Genomic DNA, 17,405 nt, shown 5'->3' on the forward strand with positions numbered 1-17,405 from the left:
CATATAATCGGAAGGACAGGTCCTAAAGCTGGTTGCGAGCCGCCGGAATTGGTGGCCGAGAGGCTGCTTAAAGTCTGCGATGCCCGTCCGGCGTGATCGCCGGACGGGTCATGCAAGACGGGTCTAGGTCAACCGGTAAAGAGCGCTTTCATGGGATTCCAGCTGCAAGGCGATGTTGCGCGTTTTGATTCCAAGATCTTGTCGAGCCCATATATCGCGGACCGATACAGTCTGGCCTGCGTTCAGTGCGGACAAGGGAATCGTCAGGTCCCGCGTGCCCTTGTCGAGGTTGAACACCCCTAGATAGCGGGCGCCGCTATGCTCGCTGGTCGCCGACCAGACGCGGATTCCGTCAAACAGAAAATGTGGCCGATTATCCCGACTGGCCTGATTCACGGCCAGAACTTCGGGGTTGGTCAGCAAGGCCAGAGTGGCACCGTCAAGGTGACGCAAGTCGCCGCCCATGATGAGGGGTGAGCGGGTGATCGACCACAGGCTCATCAGCGTTCGCTGTTCGTGCGGCGTGAAGCGAGTCTCGCGCTCTCCCAATGCAAGTCGGCCAAGAGGGAGCATGTCCGGGTCGGGCCATGACCCGGGGCCTCGATACGGCGTCCAGTTTTCCAGCCGGGTGAACTGCGCTTCGAGTTGTGGCCATTCGTCCCAGAAGTCGTCGGAAATGCGCCACATCTGCGCATGGCGACGGACATGGTCATGGTGCAGGACCGGCGTTTCACCAGGCGACAGGCTCAGCGTGATCGGCCTTCCGCAGCGGGCGATGGCCTCGGCGACGGCCTCGATCTCTGGCGCGTGCGCGTCGTAAGGGCGGCTCATGTCATCCATCTTCACGAAATCGACGCCCCAGGAGGCGTAGAGTCGGAAGAGGCCGTCATAGTATTCCTGAGCGCCCGGCTTGCTCATATCGACGCCATACATGTCCGGATTCCATGAGCAGATGCTTGAGGTATCCGCGATGTCCTGTGCCCGCAGGTGCGTCCCCATCACCGGAAGATTCTGCTTCACCGCGGCCCGCGCGATACCCCGCATCACATGGATGCCGAACTTCATTCCCATCGCATGAACTTTCGCCGCCAGCGGAGCGAAGCCCTTGCCGCTGTTTGCAGAGGGGAAACGATTGGGGGCCGGAATCAGGCGGCCATAGCCATCCAGCGCGGGGACGGGTGCTGCGTTGTACGTGTAGCTCTTCGCGTCTGGCTCGTACCACTGGATATCCACGGTGAATACGTCGTAGCCGAACGGCAGCAACGTATCCCGCATGATCGCTGCCGTTTCGAGAGCTTGCGCCTCTGTTATCGTGCCGGCGAAACTGTTCCAGCTATTCCAGCCCATGGGCGGGCGCGATGCCAGCGTGCCCGGCTTTACGTTGACAGCCGCTGCGACACCTTTGTGCGCCATTCCGGCCAAGGGGCCAGCGGCGGCGGAAAAAAGCGCCGCCCGACGAGATAGGTCCACCTTTAATATCCTCCCCGGCCTCGCTGCGAAAATTTGTCGGAGTAATGGAACTTCAACAGGGAACCTGTCAACATGACTAAACCCGAACGGCCATGGGGCCGACCGACGGGTCCCTCGGGGCGTCTTGGGCAGTTCATCGACGAACTCGATTTCGCGGGGGTGGGCACGGGCCGACATTCGGCATCGACCACCACCGTAGGCTCGATCAAGATGCTTTCGACGTTTAACGGCCTGATATGTTATTCCGAAGGCGTAATCGCCTCATCGGCCCTGCCGACCAAACGTATGCCCTCGTCATCGTTCAGTTCCGCGGTGTCGCTGGTCAGGCAATATCGTGTCCCGAGCGATGGGCTTTCCGGCCCTTGATATCCCTCGAACCAGAAGATCGCGAGTTCGGCCGGGAAGCCTGCTGACGGACGACTTGAGAGCGGCAACTCGCCCCGCGCCGCCGCGGCGCTTGTTGCATGATCCGTACGGCTGTTCGGCCCGGAGGGGTGGCACATATCCACGCGCTGTGGACAAAACGGCCTGGAGGAGCGTTTGATGCAACTGCACGGCTTTGAACGAGGTTTCAGTTGTTCCATGGTGGAAGACCGCACAGCCCGTAAATCAGCGTGGCCGGCGGAACACAGACATCGACAGGACGAACTTCTCATGAACAACAGCGATCTCGCCGACGCAATTGCCAACGATCACGGTATTGCCAAGACCGACGCCCGCAAGATTGTAGACGCCGTCTTTGACGCAATTGGCACTGCGGCCGCCAAGGGCGAGGAAGTCTCGCTCAACGGCTTCGGCAAGTTCAAGGTCAAGGACAGCCCCGAGCGGGAAGGTCGCAATCCTGCTACCGGCGAAGCAATGACCATCAAGGCTTCGAAGAAGCTGACCTTCACGGCCGCCAAGGCGGTCAAGGACAAGCTCAACGGCTGATGCGATACCGGTGGGCGGCGTATGTGGATTCCCAGCGCCGCCCCCCGGCCACAATATCTCCGTCGAGCTTCCGAGGCCGAGCGAATATGATCGTATGGATTGCATTGGGCCAGCTAGGCTGATCTGGACGACCTGCATACGCCGCTCCGGCCAGATGGTTCGTAGGCCCCGCTGCGTGTCGATTACGTCAATGGCTGCGAAAGTTCACCGGAATCGCCTCGGACGCTGCGCTTGGAAACACCGCGATCTTGCCAGCGGGGATGTGATGCTCAAGTACCCCGACAGCTACACCAATACCGAACTGCTTGCGGCGTAGCCGACGGATCAGGCGAACGCCATTCTCTTCCTTGTCAGCGATATGAGCAAGGCGATCACCGGGCGTGTACTGACGGTCGATAACGGCGCGTTCATGTAAAGAAGCGTGCCGGATTTCAAATAGAATTAGGCTGAAAAGATATGCAATAGCCGATCTTTTGAGCGGCAAGATCGCGATCGCACCGGAGGTGACAGCGGCATCGGCCTGGACGGCTTAACGTCGAAGAAGGCGCCCCGGATCACGATCGCGGACATCGCCAAAGAAGAAGGGCAGGCCCTGTCGCTGCGGAAGAAACCAGGCTTGCCATACTATCTCCGGCTGGCTTCATCGTCGGGGATGCAAAGTACCGGGTTCAGGTCGTATGCCGGGCTGCGCGGATCCAACGTGTTCAGGGAAGAGATGCGCTACCTCTCCGCTGGCGACCGAATTCAGTGGCGGTTTGTAAACCGCGAGCTCGGGCTCAAGAATGCCGAGCGCGGAACTGTCGAACCGATAGAGGAAGTGTCGCGACCGTCCCACAGGATTGCAATGCGAAAGCCCAGGGTATCGACCTTCCGCGCACATGGCCTGGGATCACGGATATGCCGAGCCTGTCTACTGCGCGCAGTCGAAGGCCTGATGACCGGTCTTCGTCCTTGCCCCGATCGCATCCCCATTCGCTACCGGCAGAACTACTAAACTGTGACCCCGCGGGCACGGTTCGGCGTGAAGCTGTGGACCGAGGACCGTAAGCTTCTGTTCGAAAGGCTCCATTTTCCGGGGCGCGTCGCTGGCTGGGCGTAATCTGCGGTTCAGATGATCGGCAGATGGCTGAACTTGCTGATCGACCATAATCGTAGTTTGGACCACGTCCATCATAGGTCCGGTGGTGCCGAGCGGTCTTGATCGCGCGTCAGCGATACAGCGCAAAATATTTCTTAAGTATATTTATCTTACTCCTACTATGTATGTATGTATGTATGATATTTACGATTATTGGTTCCCGAATATCCAGGAAGCTCCTGAATTAAGGTTGCTAACACTGATGCGAGTTTTTAGATTTACTGCAGTGTTGATTACGGCCGAGCCTTTGATCCAGATGGCGAAGGCGGATGCCTGGTCCCGGCCGATGGGCTTGAAGGTCGCTTCGAGGATACGACTGGTTCGATAAGTGCCCCAGCCGTCAAGTTCGCGCAGGAACACCACCAGCGGTTTGAGGGAAGGGCGCGAGCGCGCGAGCAGGCAGGTTTGAACTGTCAGCCGTGCATAGGTGCAATAGAACCCTGCGGGTTCGCCGTCATCCGCGCCCTGCAGGTGCCGGTTCAGGGCTGTCAGCCACTGCTGCACCGAGAGACGGCGTCCTTCGATGGTCCTGTTGGGGTCGAGTTCCGGAGGTATATCGGATAGCATGGCGCGCCAGATCGCTTCGTCCACGAAGGCATCCATCGAGCCGAAGTAGTAGGCAATCGCGGAATTCGACGCTCCTGCGTTGCGTGCCGTCGACCTTTGGTTGACCGCGCCGATTCCATTTTGGAGTATTTCCTCCCGGGCGTGAAACAGCAGGCGGTCACGAATGGAGCCGTTGGCATCGGGCGTGCCCGGCCCCAAAGGCGGAGGGACGACATTGAGCGTGTCGGCAATGCTGACTTCCTCGCGCTTGTTGGCGGACGGGCTAATTCCCAATAGGGCGCGTATAGTTTCTTTCAGAAGCAGGTCGTAACGCAAGCTTCCCTGAAGTGCGGTCGCGTAGCTTTCTTCCATGAGTGCGTAGTCGGCCAGGATCGCGGGCATATCGGGCTGAAGTCCGCATTGCAGGCTCGCTGCCTTCCAGAAGTCCCGGCGCATGGCGTGCCATGTGCCCAAAAGGCTTGCAATGTGGGCAGGCGCGGTTGTCGTCACCCAGGATAGCATGAAGCGGGGCACATCCGCTGTAGCCCTGGTCTCAACGTAATAGCAGAGGAAATCCCCGAGCGTCGTTTGCCCGACGGGAAGCGGAGAAAGTTGTTCCAGCAGGTCTGCATGGCTCGCCTCCTCGATGGCGATGGCCCGATCGAGGGCGGCGAGCATAAGGCCCTCACTGTTGCCGAATTTCTGAAAGATGTAGGCGGTGGAACAGCCTGATCGCGCGGCGATGGTACGCAGCGACAACTTGTCCAATCCCTGATGCGCGATCATCGCTATCGTGTGCATCACCAGCTGGTCCGCGATGGCGGCTGACGGTTCATTCTGTGAGGCATTGTCGTCTAACATCGATCGTATCTCGCTCACGTGAACTGGCGATTTCTGCCGTTCGATCCGTTTTGCACATGCTTGGCATGTGCACTCCTCTCTTTATGCGTCACGTCCCTCCCGATGCCAGATCAGGCTGGTTCAAAGCTGTGGGCACGGTCGAGATTCGATTGTAATATAACGACTGATCTAATTCCAACACGTTATATAGGCAGGCTCTGCGTCAGGATTGTCCGAAAAATATAACGAATGACCTACTTGTAAACCAGTTACCTTGTGGTAAGTTGAGTCGGAGTTCGCGCACTGCCTTAGGGCCAAAAAATCAATCGCGCGGACGAGGAGAGCCTTCATCCGGCGACAAAGCCGGAAAGGAATGATGTCGGAGGGGACACCAAATGGCCTTGCAGAAGTTTCTGTCGTCCAGCGCCGGCGTGGCGCTGCTTGCCGTATCGAGCCATGCCGCTGCCCAGGAAGCACCGGTTTCAACGCCGCAAAGCGCATCCGCGACTGCCGCATCGACCGAAATCATCGTCACCGCCCAGCGCCGCTCGGAGAGCCTGCAGCGTACGCCCGTAGCCGTGTCCGTCGTCACCGGGGACGCCCTTGCCAGACAGGCGATCGTGTCCGAGCGCGACCTCCAGATGGCGGCGCCCGGGTTGACGGTCAAAGCGCAGCAGAACGATAACCAGCTGAACTATTCCCTGCGCGGGCAGACGGTCGATACCTTCACCAGCTCGCTGCCCGCAGTCCTGCCTTACGTGAACGAGGTGCAGGTGGGCGGCGTGGGACAGACGGCCTTCTACGATCTGCAGTCGGTGCAGGTGCTCAAGGGGCCGCAGGGCACCCTGTTCGGCCGCAATGCGACCGGCGGCGCGGTGCTGTTCACCACGCGCAAGCCTACCGACGAACTGTCCGGCTACGGATCGGTCCGTTACGGCCGGTTCAACGACTTCCAGCTCGAAGGCGCGGTGGGCGGCGCGATCGTGGAGGACCAGGTGCTCGTGCGGGTGGCGGGGGTCTACCGGTCGCGGGACGGGTATCAGCTCAATCTCTACGACGGCAGCAAGCTCGGCAAGATCGAGCGGGAAGGCGTCAGGTTCAGTCTTACGCTCAAGCCGTCGCCCGATTTCACCAATGATCTTGTCGCGGAATACTACCATGACAAGGGCACCAACATTTCCGGTTCGGTGTCCTACGTCGTGCCGACGAGCGCGAATGCGCCGGGCTATCCTTTCGTGCCGACGAATGTGCTGTTCCCGGGGCTCGCCGATTTCGCGCAGGCGCAGCGTGAACGCGGTCCTTTCGTGGTCGACGTCGACTCGCTGGGGGATCACCGCATTTCGAAATGGGTGGTGTCGAACATCACGTCGTTCGAGATCGCGGACAATGTCACGCTCAAGAACGTGTTCGGTTATGTCCATGTCGGCTTCCTCGACGCGGGTGACCTCGATGGGACCTCCTATGGCATCGACGGACGCGGCAATGCGCAGACGGGCGCTCAGGGCAGCCGGGGCACGATCGAGCAGATATCGGACGAACTGCAGTTGGTGGGCAAGGCGATCGACGGGCGGCTCGAGTATGTCACCGGCGTCTATGCCGCCAAGATCACCGATCACACGCGCAACACCAGCTACATCCTGAACGAGCTTGGCCTGCCGCCCCAGATCAATGCGGGGACGACCACGAGCAAGGCCATCGCAGGCTACGCGCAGGGTACGTTCGACACGGGACTTGCCGGTTTCAAGGTGACGGGCGGCATCCGTTACACATCGGAAAAGGTCAGCTTCGTTCGCGACGCCGACGACCTGTTCTCCGCCGCGACCCATCCCGAATTCGCGCCATTCTATGCCGACGGACGCTTCATCGATCCGCAGCGCGACACCTTCAACAAGCTGAGCTGGACCGCCGGCATCCAGAACCAGGTGACGCCGGACCTGCTGCTCTACGCCTCGTCGCGGCGCAGTTTCCGCAGCGGCGGGTTCAACTTCCACGCACCGCCGACGCCGGGCTTCGCGGATGAATCTGGCGGCGAGTACCGCCCCGAGATCGCCACCGATGTCGAACTGGGCGCGAAGTTCCATGGCTATGCCGGAACGATGCCGGTCAATCTCAATCTGGCGCTCTACAACATGTGGGTGAAGAACGTGCAGCGCGCCTTCTACACCTCGATCTATGGCGGGCTGGCCGGTATCACCGTGAACGTGCCCAAGGCCAAGATCAGGGGCTTCGAACTCGACGGTAATATTCGGCCTGCCGACTGGCTCGTGATCGGCGGCAACGTTAACTACACCCACGCGCGTTTCACGGATAACGTGGTGTCGGTGATCGGCACTGACGGGACCAGCACTGGCACCGCCGTCTACGATACCTATCCGGATACGCCCAAATGGTCGGGCGTGTTCTATTCGGACATCACGATCCCGGTGAGCGAGCGGTTCAACGCTGTCCTTCATGGCGATGTCTACGCGCAGACTTCCAATTACTATAGTTCTACCGGCAAGTCGCTCAATCCGAACACCCAGATCCCGGGCTACGCGCTCGCCAACTTCCGGGTCGGGCTGGAGCAGAAGGAAGACGGCCTGTCGCTGTCGGTGCTGGTGAAGAACGCCTTCAAAAAGACCTACTACAGCGGCGGCATCGGCTTCGCGAGCCTGTTCGGCCTCAACTTCGTGGTTCCCGGTGAGCCCCGCACCTTCATGCTCGAAGCCCGCTATCGTTTCTGAATTTCGTAGAAAGCAGAGCCATGATTACTGCCGACGATTTCAAGTTCCACCCCCGCGATCCGGCCGATCCGCACTGGACCGAGACGATCTTCGTAATCTTCTCGGTCCCCGAAGCAGGCGTCAGCGGCAACCTCTACGTGCTGGCGCGGCCGAACCTGGGCATCTGTCACAGCTCGATCGAGATACACAAGGGGATGTGTTTCCATCCCTGGCAGATACATCACAACGACAGCCAGATGCACTTGCCCTGCCCGGAGGACTTTTCCGACTTCACGCTGGAAAACGGCTTGTCGTTCAAGGCGTTCGACGAACGGGACAGCCGCTTCACCTACAAGTCGCTGGACGGCGCCTGCGAGGTGGACCTGTCGTTCCGGGCGATCTGCGATCCGTTCGATCCGCATGATCCAGCACAAGTCCCGGCGCTGGGAGGCGGCCAGGTCGATGGCTACGACGGCTGGAACAACGGGCACATGGAAAGCAAGGGGCGCATCGAAGGATCGCTGCTGCTGCGCGGCCGGCGCTATGCCATCCGCTGCGTCGACGGCATGGACAAGAGCTGGGGCCCGCGCCGCGACTGGGGCAACAAGGCGGCCAGCTGGGTCCATGTCGACCTCGACGGCGAGACGGGCGCGTTCCTCGTCTTCGGGCTCGGGTTCGAGAACAAGGAACTGCGCTACGGGCCCTTCAAGTACGGCTTCCTGGCGATCGACGGCGAACGGCGCCCGATCGTGTCCGCGAGCATGACCGCCAAGCGTTCCGATATGCTGGTGACCCGGGCCGACGTGCGGTTCGAGGACGACCGCGGCAATGTCTATACCGCGCGCGGATCGACCGTGGCGGCGGCGCCCTGGTACAACTTCAACCCGTCGAGCGCAGCCTACCAGACGCTCATGCGCTGGGAGAGCGACCATGGCGTCGGCTACAGTCACATCGCCGACTTCAGCGGGCTGAACTTCCTGTCCGAGGGCATGGCCGACGAGTTCGCGCAATGACGGCGGCGGTGATGTCCCAGCCGGTGCTGTCCTTCACCGAGGCGCAGCGGCGCCATCCCGATGACGTGATGATCGCCCGCATCCGCGATCGCTACCCCACCGAGCCCGAGATCGATGCGGTCCTGACCCGCAAGATGCGCCGCCGTCGCGGCGATCCGTACAAGGCGGTTCCGATCGAACGGCTGGTCGCTGGCGTTACGGCGATGATCGGCGAGGAGCTTGGCTACGAGGCGCAAGTCTCAAACGCCCGCTGGCTGTCGGGTGGAGCATCGAAGCTGCAGATGGTCTTCGACCTTGCGTGGCGCGGGCTGGACGGGCAGGCTCCCGAAAGCGTTGAGACGCTGGTGCTGCGCATGGAGCCCGCCGCCTCGGTCACCGAATCCAGCCGCCGACGCGAATTCGAGGTGCTGAACGCGGTCCAAGGCGTGATCCCGGCGCCGCGCCCGTACTGGGTGGACCCCGAGGCGCGCTATCTGCCTTACCCGGGAATGGTCTATGCCTTCGCACAGGGTGCCGCGAAGCCCAGCGTCGGCGTGGAGAAGGTGTCGGGCCTTGGGCAGAACTACGGCCCCGAGCTGCGCGCGAAACTCGCGCCGCATTTCGTTTCCCTGCTAGCACGGTTGCACACCGTAGACCCCGGCAAGTGCACCGCGATGGTCTCGTTCATGCAGGCACAGGCGGGCTCAAACGCATCCGTAATCCGGCAGGTGAACGCCTATCGCCGGATCTGGGAAGAGGACCGGATCGAGGAGGAGCCTTTCCTCGAAGTCGTCTACCAGTGGCTCATCGCCCACGCGCCGTCGGTGGACCGTCCGTCGATCGTCCACGGCGACTATCGCAGCGGCAACTTCCTGTTCGACGAGGCGTCCGGCGCAATCACCGCCTGGCTCGACTGGGAAGGCGCGGTCATCGGTGACCGCCATCAGGACCTCACCTACGCCACGCTGCCCACCTTCCAGCATCTTTCGGAGGACGGCGGAAGCGTGCTGGCGTCAGGGATGATGTCGAAGGACGATTTCTACGCCGCATACGAGGCGGCCTCGGGGCTCCCGGTCGATCCGGTGCGAATCCGCTACTTCGAGATATTCAACCGCTATCTCGTCTGTGTCCTGACGCTCGCCGCCTCGGCGCGCGCTTCGCTGCAGGCGGGGACGCATCAGGACGTGCTCGTGAACTTCGTGTCGCAGATGGGGCACACGGCCATCGCCGACCTGCGCGAGCGGTTTCTGGAGGTCACACGATGAACCAGTCTTTCGAAACGCAGGTCCGCATCGCGATCCGCGCGCTCAGCGACGTCATAGCGCCCGCGCTCGCCGGTGCGGACAAGCACGTGGTCGAGCAACTGCAGCTGACGATCGCCACGCTGGGCTTCGTAGCTGACCGCATTCCCGAAGCGACCCGCTTCGCGCGGCTCGAACTGTCGTCCTGCCTTGCGCTGGCGGAGCGGGCCAGAGCGATCGTGCAGCCCAGCCTGCCGGCCGAGAGCGAGGCGCTGGCCGCCGGAATCTCGGTGGGCGAAGAGGTGCTTGCGCTCTGCGTCCGCGACGCGGCGGATTGCGAGGCGGCCAGCCGTCACTTGCGCGAACAGCTGGCGGCGCTGGTGGCGACCACGCATGGCTCTCCCTGCGAACGGGACCTGACCACCGCCATCCTCGATGGCAGCGAGGCAATGCTGGCGCAGGCGCGGCTATGGGCCTTGCCCTTCGGCTTCGAGCTGACCCCCGAGGCGTTGCCGGCACCCGCCTGGTAACGCGCCCGTTTTACACTTCCCCCAACCAGGCAAGGCCGGATCATGATCACCAAGGCAGACCTCGACTTTCACCATCACGGCTCGACCGAGCATAACTATGCGGAGACGATGTTCCTCATCTTCTCCGTGCCCGAAGCCGGGATCAGCGGAAATGCCTACTTCCTTGGGCGGCCGAACGCGGGCGTGTGCCTGTCGTCCGTCTACATCCACCAGGGCATCGTGGCCCATGCCGGCGCGGCCGACTATTCCGATGCGCAGATGCACGTCCAGTGCCCGGAAAAGTTGTCGGACTTCCGCCTGTCCACGGGCCTCGCGGTCACCGGCAGCAACAATGCCCGTGACTATCACTATCGGTACGAAGGCACCGACGGCCTGTGCCGCTTCGACTTGCGGTTCAAGGGGTTGATGGACCCGTTCGATCCGCTGGACCCGAACCAGAACCCGATGCTGGAGCATTTCGGCGGTGACACCGAGGCTGCGAGCGGCGCGGGCGATTCCTGGTCGAAGGGGCATTACGACCTCGTCGGCCACATCACCGGCGAACTGGAAGTGCACGGCCATCGCTTCGCGGTCGATTGCGTGGACGGCCTCGATCGCAGCTGGGGGCCGCGCGCGGAGTGGAACTCGGCGCCCGTCTCGTGGATGCACATGACGTTCGGGACCGACCTCGCGTTCCATCTCATCATGACGCTGGACATCGTCGATGGACAGACCGTCTACACCACGTTCCGCTTCGGTTATGCCCTGGTCGATGGTGAAAGCTGCGCCATCGTGGCGGCAGAGGTTGATGCGGAAAGCTTGTCGCTGCTCGGCATGCACCGCGTGGTGCGGATCACCGACGCCAAGGGCCGCAAGTGGGAGATGGTGGGCGCCGCCGTCGCCGCCGCGCCCTGGCACAACGCCTATGCCGCCTTCATCTCGTATCAGACCCTCTATCGCTGGACGATGGGCGACCGGGTAGGGTTCAGCAACGTGACCGACGTCATCGGCGTCACGACGCTTTCCAAGAAGCTGTCGCGTCTTGCCAATGCGCGCCCCGTGTCGGGGTAATAGCGCCTCACTTCGAGGGAGGCTTCCGATTGCTGCGTCCTTCTTGTCTGGGCGCGGCATCGGCGGCGCCTGCGCGGTCCAGGCGCGGCGGTACGATCTCGTGGAGCCGACCTTCACTTTCAGCGGTCAGGTAGCGCATGAAATACTTCATCCTCAGCACCCCGAAGAAGTCGAGCATGAGGGGGAGGCCGGTTCTCAGCATATCGGCTGCCCGTTCTTCGCGGATCAGGCCTTCGGTGCGGGTGATGAAGCGGGTGGCTTCGGCGAAGGCGAGATAGTCGGCCGACTTGGTGTAGTGATCCAGCACTTCCGGAAAGAAGTTGGCCGATTCCTCGAAGCCTGCTTCGCGCATGCGTGCCCAGATGCCGATCAGGTTCGCGTCGGTGTAGCTGACGGCGGTTCCTTCTTCCGTCTCGATGAGTTCGACGGCGCCAAGTGCCGCGAGGCCACGTGCGTCGCGTTCCGCGTGTGCATTTCCCTGCTGTAATGTTTCCAGCGCAATCGTGCGGTCGTCCTCGCCGAAGCGTGCGGCCACCAGATTTTCGAGATGGTGGAATGCAGGCGCCTCCAACCGCTTGTCGAGCTTGTCGCCGCGCAGCATCGCTCCGATTTCGTCCAGCGTTACCTGATGTTCGCGCTGCAGATTACGCACCGCCCGAATCGCCCGCACATGCTCGTCGCTGTAATGCGCCACGGTTGCCTTCGGCTTGTCGGGCGGGGGTACCAAACCCTTGCGGATCAGCACCCTGATCGTCTCCCGGTTTACCCCCGTAAGGTGCTCCAATTCCCCCATCTTCATCGCATTTTCCTAGTTTTGATTTTGCCGCTTGTCACGGGAAGTAAATCAGATTACAAACTGCGTATACGAAGTACGTAGCACTTGAAGCCGATCGTGCAAAGCGATGGCTTGGGAGACGAAGATGCAAGGCAGCATCCATCTGAAAAGACCGAAGTGGAAATGCTCTCAGATGCATTGCGAAACCATGCCCGGCGGGTGTGGCCGACGCGGCGCATCAAGTGTGTTGAACCGCACCGATACGAAAGCGGTCGCCGTCCTCCGGGGCGGCTGACGGTCCCGGCGCGGGGGCGAGCTCTCTCCCCGCCTCCGCGCCAAACCCTCTTGAACTGGAAATCGGCATATGCAGATTACGGCCGCCATTGCGCGCGAGGCCAAGCGCCCCTTTGCGCTTGAAACAATCGAGATCGACGAACCGCGCGAGGGCGAGGTTCTCGTGCGCCTGGTGGCGGTGGGCGTGTGCCACAGTGACATCGCGGCACGCGACCAGTCGCTGCCGGTGCAGATGCCCATCGTGCTCGGGCACGAGGGGGCGGGCATCGTCGAGCGCGTCGGCCCGGGCGTCACCAAGGTCGCGCCGGGTGACAAGGTGGTGCTCACCGTGGGCTCTTGCGGCGAATGCACCAATTGCCGCCGGGGCGACGTGGCCTACTGCGAAAAGGGGATGACGCTCAACTACAGCGGCCGCCGCCCGGACGGCAGCGCGACTCTGTGCTGCGGTTCCGAGCCCGTGGGCGGATACTTCTTCGCGCAGTCGTCGTTCGCGACGTATGCGATCGCGACGCAGCACAATACCGTGAAGGTCCACGCCGATGCCGACCTGACCATGGCCGCGCCGTTGGGCTGCGGCATCCAGACGGGAGCAGGCGCGGTGATGCGCTCGATCGCGGCAAAGGCCGGGCGTTCGATCGCGATCTTCGGTGGCGGCTCGGTCGGGCTGAGCGCGGTCATGGGGGCGAAGCTTGCGGGCTGCGATCCGATCATCGTCGTCGAACCCGTAGCCGCGCGGCGGGCCCTTGCGGCGGAACTCGGCGCGACGCACGCGGTCGATCCGGCCGCCGGCGACGTGGCTGAGGCGATCCGCGCCATCGCCGCGCGCGGTGTCGATTACGTGGTCGATACCACGGCGGTGGACGCGGTGGTGCAGGCGGCGCTGGCCTCGCTCGCCCCGCACGGGACGATGGCGTTCCTCGGCGTGCCCAAGAAGATGGATGCGGTGTTCTCGACCTCGATGCTCGGTTTCCTCGCCAGCGGCGCGACGCTTAAGGCGGTGATCGAGGGCGATACCGACCCCGACACCTATATTCCCGAGCTTCTGGCTCATTACGAAGCGGGACGCCTGCCGCTCGACAAGCTCGTGCGCACTTACCCGTTCGACCAGATCAACCAGGCTATCGAAGACCAGCTTGCCGGGTTGGTGGTCAAGCCCGTTCTCACCTTCTGAAGGCAACCGATCATGCAGACCGACACACTCGCGTTCGGGCCGGACGAACTTCGCATTCCCGATGACATCGCCGAAAAGGTGGTGAACCCGAACCTCTGCGCCGACGAGGCTTCGTTTCACGAGGCGCTGGCATGGATGCGCGCGAACCGGCCGATCGGCTGGGCGCATCTCGGCGGCTACGATCCGATCTGGATGGTCACGAAGTACAACGACGTCGTCACTGTCGAGCGCCGCGCCGACGTGTTCCTGAACATGGTCGACAATCCGATCTACAACCCGCAGGCCGACGATGCCTTCCTGCGGTCGGCCAACAACGGTACCTGCCAGGTCGTCGCGGCGCTTACGCACATGGACAATCCCGATCACAAGGCGCTGCGCTCGATCGCCGTTCCGTACTTCTCGCCCGCGAGGATCACCCGGCTTGAAAGCGATATCCGCATCATCGCCAAGGACACCGTGGCGCGGCTGCTGGCCGGTCCGCGCGAGGTGGATTTCGTCAAGGATTTCGCGCTCGAATACCCGCTCAGGGTCATCATGAACATGTTCGGCGTCCCCGAGACGGACCTGCCCAAGATGTTGAAGATGACGCAGGAATTCTTCGGCTCCAAGGACCCCGAAGAGCAGCGCAGCGACATCGAGATTACCCCCGACATGGCCGCGCGCCAGTTCCACCGGGTGATCCAGGAATATTACGACTACTTTACGCCGATGACCCGCGATCGCCGCGAGAACCCGCGCGACGACCTGATGAGCGTCATCGCCAATGCCGAGATCGACGGCGAGCCGATCAGCGATTTCTTCGCCAACGGCTATTACATCACCATCGCCACCGCCGGGCACGATACCACGTCGACCACGACCGCCACCGGCATGAAGGCGCTGTGCGAGCACCCCGACCAGTTCGAGCGGCTCAAGGCGGACCCGAGCCTCATCCCGTCCTTTGTCGAGGAAGCCCTGCGTACGGCGGCGCCGGTGCGGCACTTCACGCGCACCGCGATCGACGACTTCGACCTGCACGGGACCGCGATCCGCAAGGGTCAGCGCCTCATGCTGTCCTACCCTTCCGCCAGCCGTGACGAGGACGTGTTCGAGAATGCGGGAGGATTCGACCTTGCCCGCAAGCGCAACCGGCACCTCTCGTTCGGTTCCGGCCCGCACATGTGCCTCGGCCAGAACCTTGCGAAGCTCGAGATTCGCATCCTCTACGAAGAACTGATGCCGCACCTCACCGCCGTCCGGCTGAACGGCAGCCCCCGCTACATCGAGACCAACTTCGTGGGAGGGTTGAAGTCTCTGCCGATCGCTTTCGAAACCAACTGAAAAACAAAGTTCACGGGAGAAGATACATGAAATCCAGCAAGTTACTGGCGGGCGTCGCCTTCATCGGCCTTGTAGCCACGCCGGGCCTCGCCATGGCGCAGGACGAAGCGGCGAGCGCGGCGCAGCCCACGGCGGGCGTCGGCGAAATCATCGTCACTGCTCAGAAGCGCTCGGAATCGCTGAACAAGGTCGGCCTGACCATCCAGGCGCTGTCCTCCGACGATCTGGTGAAGCAGGGCGTCAACAGCGTGTCGGATCTCGCCAAGGTGATCCCGGCGCTGACGGTCGCCAACAGCATCTACAACACGCCGGTCTACACCCTGCGCGGTGTCGGCTTCTACGAGAACTCGCTGGCGGCCTATCCGGCGGTCAGCGTCTACGTCGACGAAGTGCCGATGCCGTTCCCGGCGCTGGTCGGCACGGCGGCGCTGGACGTCGAGCGCGTCGAAGTCCTCAAGGGACCGCAGGGCACGCTGTTCGGCCAGAACGCGACGGGCGGTGCGATCAACTACATCGCCGCCAAGCCGACCGCCGACTTCAAGGCAGGCGTGAATGCCAGCATCGACAGCTTCGGCGAAGTCGATGCGAGCGGCTTCGTGAGTGGTCCGATCAGCGACACGCTGCGCGTCCGCGTCGCGGCCAAGACCGCGCAGGGCGGCGCCTGGCAAAAGAGCCAGACCCGGCCCGACGACGACAAGCTGGGCGACAAGGAACTCTACATGGGCCGCGTCCTGCTCGACTGGACGCCGACCGACCGGCTCTCGGTGTCGCTCAACGTCAATGGCATGATCGACAAGTCGGACCCGCAGGCGGGCCAGTACATCGCCCTGTTCCCGCAAGTCGGACCGGTCGGCGCGGGTCTTGCCGCCACGCCCTTCGCGCCGTCCAAGCCGCGCACCGCCGACTGGAACCCCAATCGCCGTCCCAAGGGCGACGACCGCCAGTGGCAGGCCGCCCTTCGTGCCGACTATGAGCTTTCGGACAGCCTCAAGCTGACCTCGATCACCTCCTACGTCGATTTCAGCCGCAAGCAGGTCAACGATCCCGATGGCGTCGCCGTGGAATCGCTGGAGTTCCTGTTCGATGGTTCGCTCAAGTCGTTCAGCCAGGAACTGCGCATCGCCAGCAACGGCTCCGGCCCGTTCAGCTGGATCATCGGCGGCAACTACGAGCACACCACCTCGAAGGAATTCGCCGACCAGTATGCGGGGCAAAGCTCGGTGGTGGCGAACCTCGGCTTCCCGGCCAATACCAACACGTTCTTCCTGAACTCGCAGATCGACAACTACGCGGTCTTCGCCAATGCGGACTACGAGATCCTGCCCGGCCTGACGGTGAAGGGCGGCGTGCGCTACACCAAGAGCCAGCGCGACGCGCAGACCTGCACGCGCGATGCCGGAAACGGCGGCGCGGCGGCGTTCTTCACCGCCGTCTCGACCCAGGTGCGTCAGGCGATCGATCCGACCGCTGCGCCGACCCCGGCGATCCCAGTCGGCGGATGCGTGACGCTGGACGAGGCGACTTTCCTGCCGACGCTGTATGAAGGCTCGCTCGACCAGGACAACGTCTCGTGGCGCGGCGGCATCGACTATCAGGCGCTTCCCGAACTGCTGCTTTATGCCAACGTGTCCAAGGGCTACAAGGCCGGCAGCTTCCTGTTTACCAATGCGTCCAGCACCGCGCAGTTCGCGCCGGTCACGCAGGAATCGGTGCTGGCCTTCGAAGGCGGCTTCAAGGCTAGCATGCTCGACCGGCGCATGCAGTTCAATCTGGCCGGATTTTACTACAAGTACACGGATAAGCAGATCCGCGGCAAGCGCATCGACCCGGTGTTCGGCGTGCTCGACGCGCTGGTCAACGTGCCCAAGTCGAGCCTGATGGGCGTCGAGGCAGAGATCATGGCCGAGCCGGTCGATGGCCTGAACCTGCGTCTGGGCGGCACATACGTCGATACCCGCATCGACGAATATACCGGCGTCGGCTTCAACGGCGGCGTGCAGGATTTCGAGGGCAACCCGATCCCCTTCGCGCCCAAGCTTTCGGTGAATGGTTCCGCTGATTACGAGTTCGCGCTCAGCGAGGGCGTCTCGGCATTCCTCGGCGGTACGGTGACGCACAACAGCTCGACCTATTCGGTGATCGACACCGTACCGACCGCCAAGCTGAAAGATTATACACTGGTTGACCTTCGTGCTGGATTGTCGTTTTCTGACGATGCGTATCGACTCACGGTGTTCGCCAACAACGTCACTAACGAGTATTATTACACCAATGCACCAATCCTGTACGATACCCAGGTGCGGTACACCGGGCGGCCGGCGAGCTACGGCGTAGCGCTCGCGGCCCGCTTCTGACGGGTGGCCGGGGGAGGGGGCAGCACCTCCTCTCCCGAGCCGGATATAAACA

14 protein-coding genes are annotated in these 17,405 nt (G+C 62.4%); 10 read left to right on the forward strand and 4 right to left on the reverse strand.

Features of this window, described 5'->3' with window-relative positions:
* Positions 1–123: 123 nt before the first annotated feature.
* Positions 124–1,413, reverse strand: coding sequence for a glycoside hydrolase family 27 protein (locus tag QRN25_RS17960; RefSeq protein ID WP_285020763.1), 1,290 nt, complete (start codon positions 1,411–1,413; stop codon positions 124–126).
* Between the two features lie 129 nt (positions 1,414–1,542).
* On the opposite strand from QRN25_RS17960, the gene QRN25_RS17965 reads away from it, so the two are divergent.
* On the forward strand, positions 1,543–1,836 hold the full coding sequence (locus tag QRN25_RS17965; protein ID WP_285020563.1) for a hypothetical protein: 294 nt from the start codon (positions 1,543–1,545) through the stop codon (positions 1,834–1,836).
* Between the two features lie 288 nt (positions 1,837–2,124).
* Positions 2,125–2,400, forward strand: a complete 276-nt coding sequence (locus QRN25_RS17970) for an HU family DNA-binding protein (RefSeq protein WP_271181550.1) — start codon at positions 2,125–2,127, stop codon at positions 2,398–2,400.
* A gap of 187 nt (positions 2,401–2,587) precedes the next feature.
* Here QRN25_RS17970 and QRN25_RS26450 read toward each other — a convergent pair whose 3' ends face one another.
* Positions 2,588–2,884: a hypothetical protein gene (locus tag QRN25_RS26450; RefSeq protein ID WP_285020565.1), complete on the reverse strand. Its 297-nt coding sequence runs from the start codon at positions 2,882–2,884 to the stop codon at positions 2,588–2,590.
* 804 nt (positions 2,885–3,688) lie between these two features.
* Positions 3,689–4,945: a TetR family transcriptional regulator gene (locus tag QRN25_RS17980; protein WP_285020567.1), complete on the reverse strand. Its 1,257-nt coding sequence runs from the start codon at positions 4,943–4,945 to the stop codon at positions 3,689–3,691.
* Positions 4,946–5,319: 374 nt separating this feature from the next.
* Here QRN25_RS17980 and QRN25_RS17985 point away from each other — a divergent pair, with 374 nt between their 5' ends.
* The 5 genes from QRN25_RS17985 to QRN25_RS18005 are packed head-to-tail and all read left to right on the forward strand — an operon-like array spanning position 5,320 to position 11,439.
* Positions 5,320–7,647 carry a TonB-dependent receptor gene (locus QRN25_RS17985; protein ID WP_285020569.1) on the forward strand — a complete coding sequence of 776 codons (2,328 nt, stop codon included), beginning with the start codon at positions 5,320–5,322 and terminating at the stop codon, positions 7,645–7,647.
* Between the two features lie 20 nt (positions 7,648–7,667).
* Positions 7,668–8,639, forward strand: coding sequence for a DUF7064 domain-containing protein (locus tag QRN25_RS17990; protein ID WP_271181544.1), 972 nt, complete (start codon positions 7,668–7,670; stop codon positions 8,637–8,639).
* Positions 8,636–9,883: a phosphotransferase family protein gene (locus QRN25_RS17995; protein ID WP_285020571.1), complete on the forward strand. Its 1,248-nt coding sequence runs from the start codon at positions 8,636–8,638 to the stop codon at positions 9,881–9,883. Before QRN25_RS17990 ends, QRN25_RS17995 begins: the two co-directional genes overlap by 4 nt.
* On the forward strand, positions 9,880–10,389 hold the full coding sequence (locus QRN25_RS18000) for a hypothetical protein (RefSeq protein WP_285020573.1): 510 nt from the start codon (positions 9,880–9,882) through the stop codon (positions 10,387–10,389). The genes QRN25_RS17995 and QRN25_RS18000 overlap by 4 nt, the downstream gene beginning before the upstream one ends.
* Positions 10,390–10,431: 42 nt before the next feature.
* Entirely contained in the window at positions 10,432–11,439 is a 1,008-nt protein-coding gene (locus QRN25_RS18005; protein WP_285020575.1) for a DUF7064 domain-containing protein, read from the forward strand.
* A gap of 7 nt (positions 11,440–11,446) precedes the next feature.
* On the opposite strand, the gene QRN25_RS18010 is transcribed toward QRN25_RS18005, so the two are convergent.
* Positions 11,447–12,238: a MerR family transcriptional regulator gene (locus QRN25_RS18010; protein WP_271181540.1), complete on the reverse strand. Its 792-nt coding sequence runs from the start codon at positions 12,236–12,238 to the stop codon at positions 11,447–11,449.
* 340 nt (positions 12,239–12,578) lie between these two features.
* Between QRN25_RS18010 and QRN25_RS18015 the strand changes: the two genes are divergently transcribed.
* From QRN25_RS18015 to QRN25_RS18025, 3 genes are read left to right on the forward strand one after another with little or no spacing between them, the layout of a single operon-like run.
* Complete coding sequence (locus tag QRN25_RS18015; RefSeq protein WP_285020578.1) at positions 12,579–13,679, forward strand: NAD(P)-dependent alcohol dehydrogenase; 1,101 nt, start codon at positions 12,579–12,581, stop codon at positions 13,677–13,679.
* A 12-nt stretch (positions 13,680–13,691) separates the two neighbouring features.
* Positions 13,692–14,999, forward strand: a complete 1,308-nt coding sequence (locus QRN25_RS18020; RefSeq protein ID WP_285020580.1) for a cytochrome P450 — start codon at positions 13,692–13,694, stop codon at positions 14,997–14,999.
* A 26-nt stretch (positions 15,000–15,025) separates the two neighbouring features.
* Positions 15,026–17,353, forward strand: coding sequence for a TonB-dependent receptor (locus tag QRN25_RS18025; RefSeq protein ID WP_285020582.1), 2,328 nt, complete (start codon positions 15,026–15,028; stop codon positions 17,351–17,353).
* Positions 17,354–17,405 lie beyond the last annotated feature (52 nt).

The sequence above is a fragment of the Novosphingobium sp. fls2-241-R2A-195 genome (assembly GCF_030209485.1).
Taxonomy (GTDB): Bacteria; Pseudomonadota; Alphaproteobacteria; order Sphingomonadales; family Sphingomonadaceae; genus Novosphingobium; species Novosphingobium resinovorum.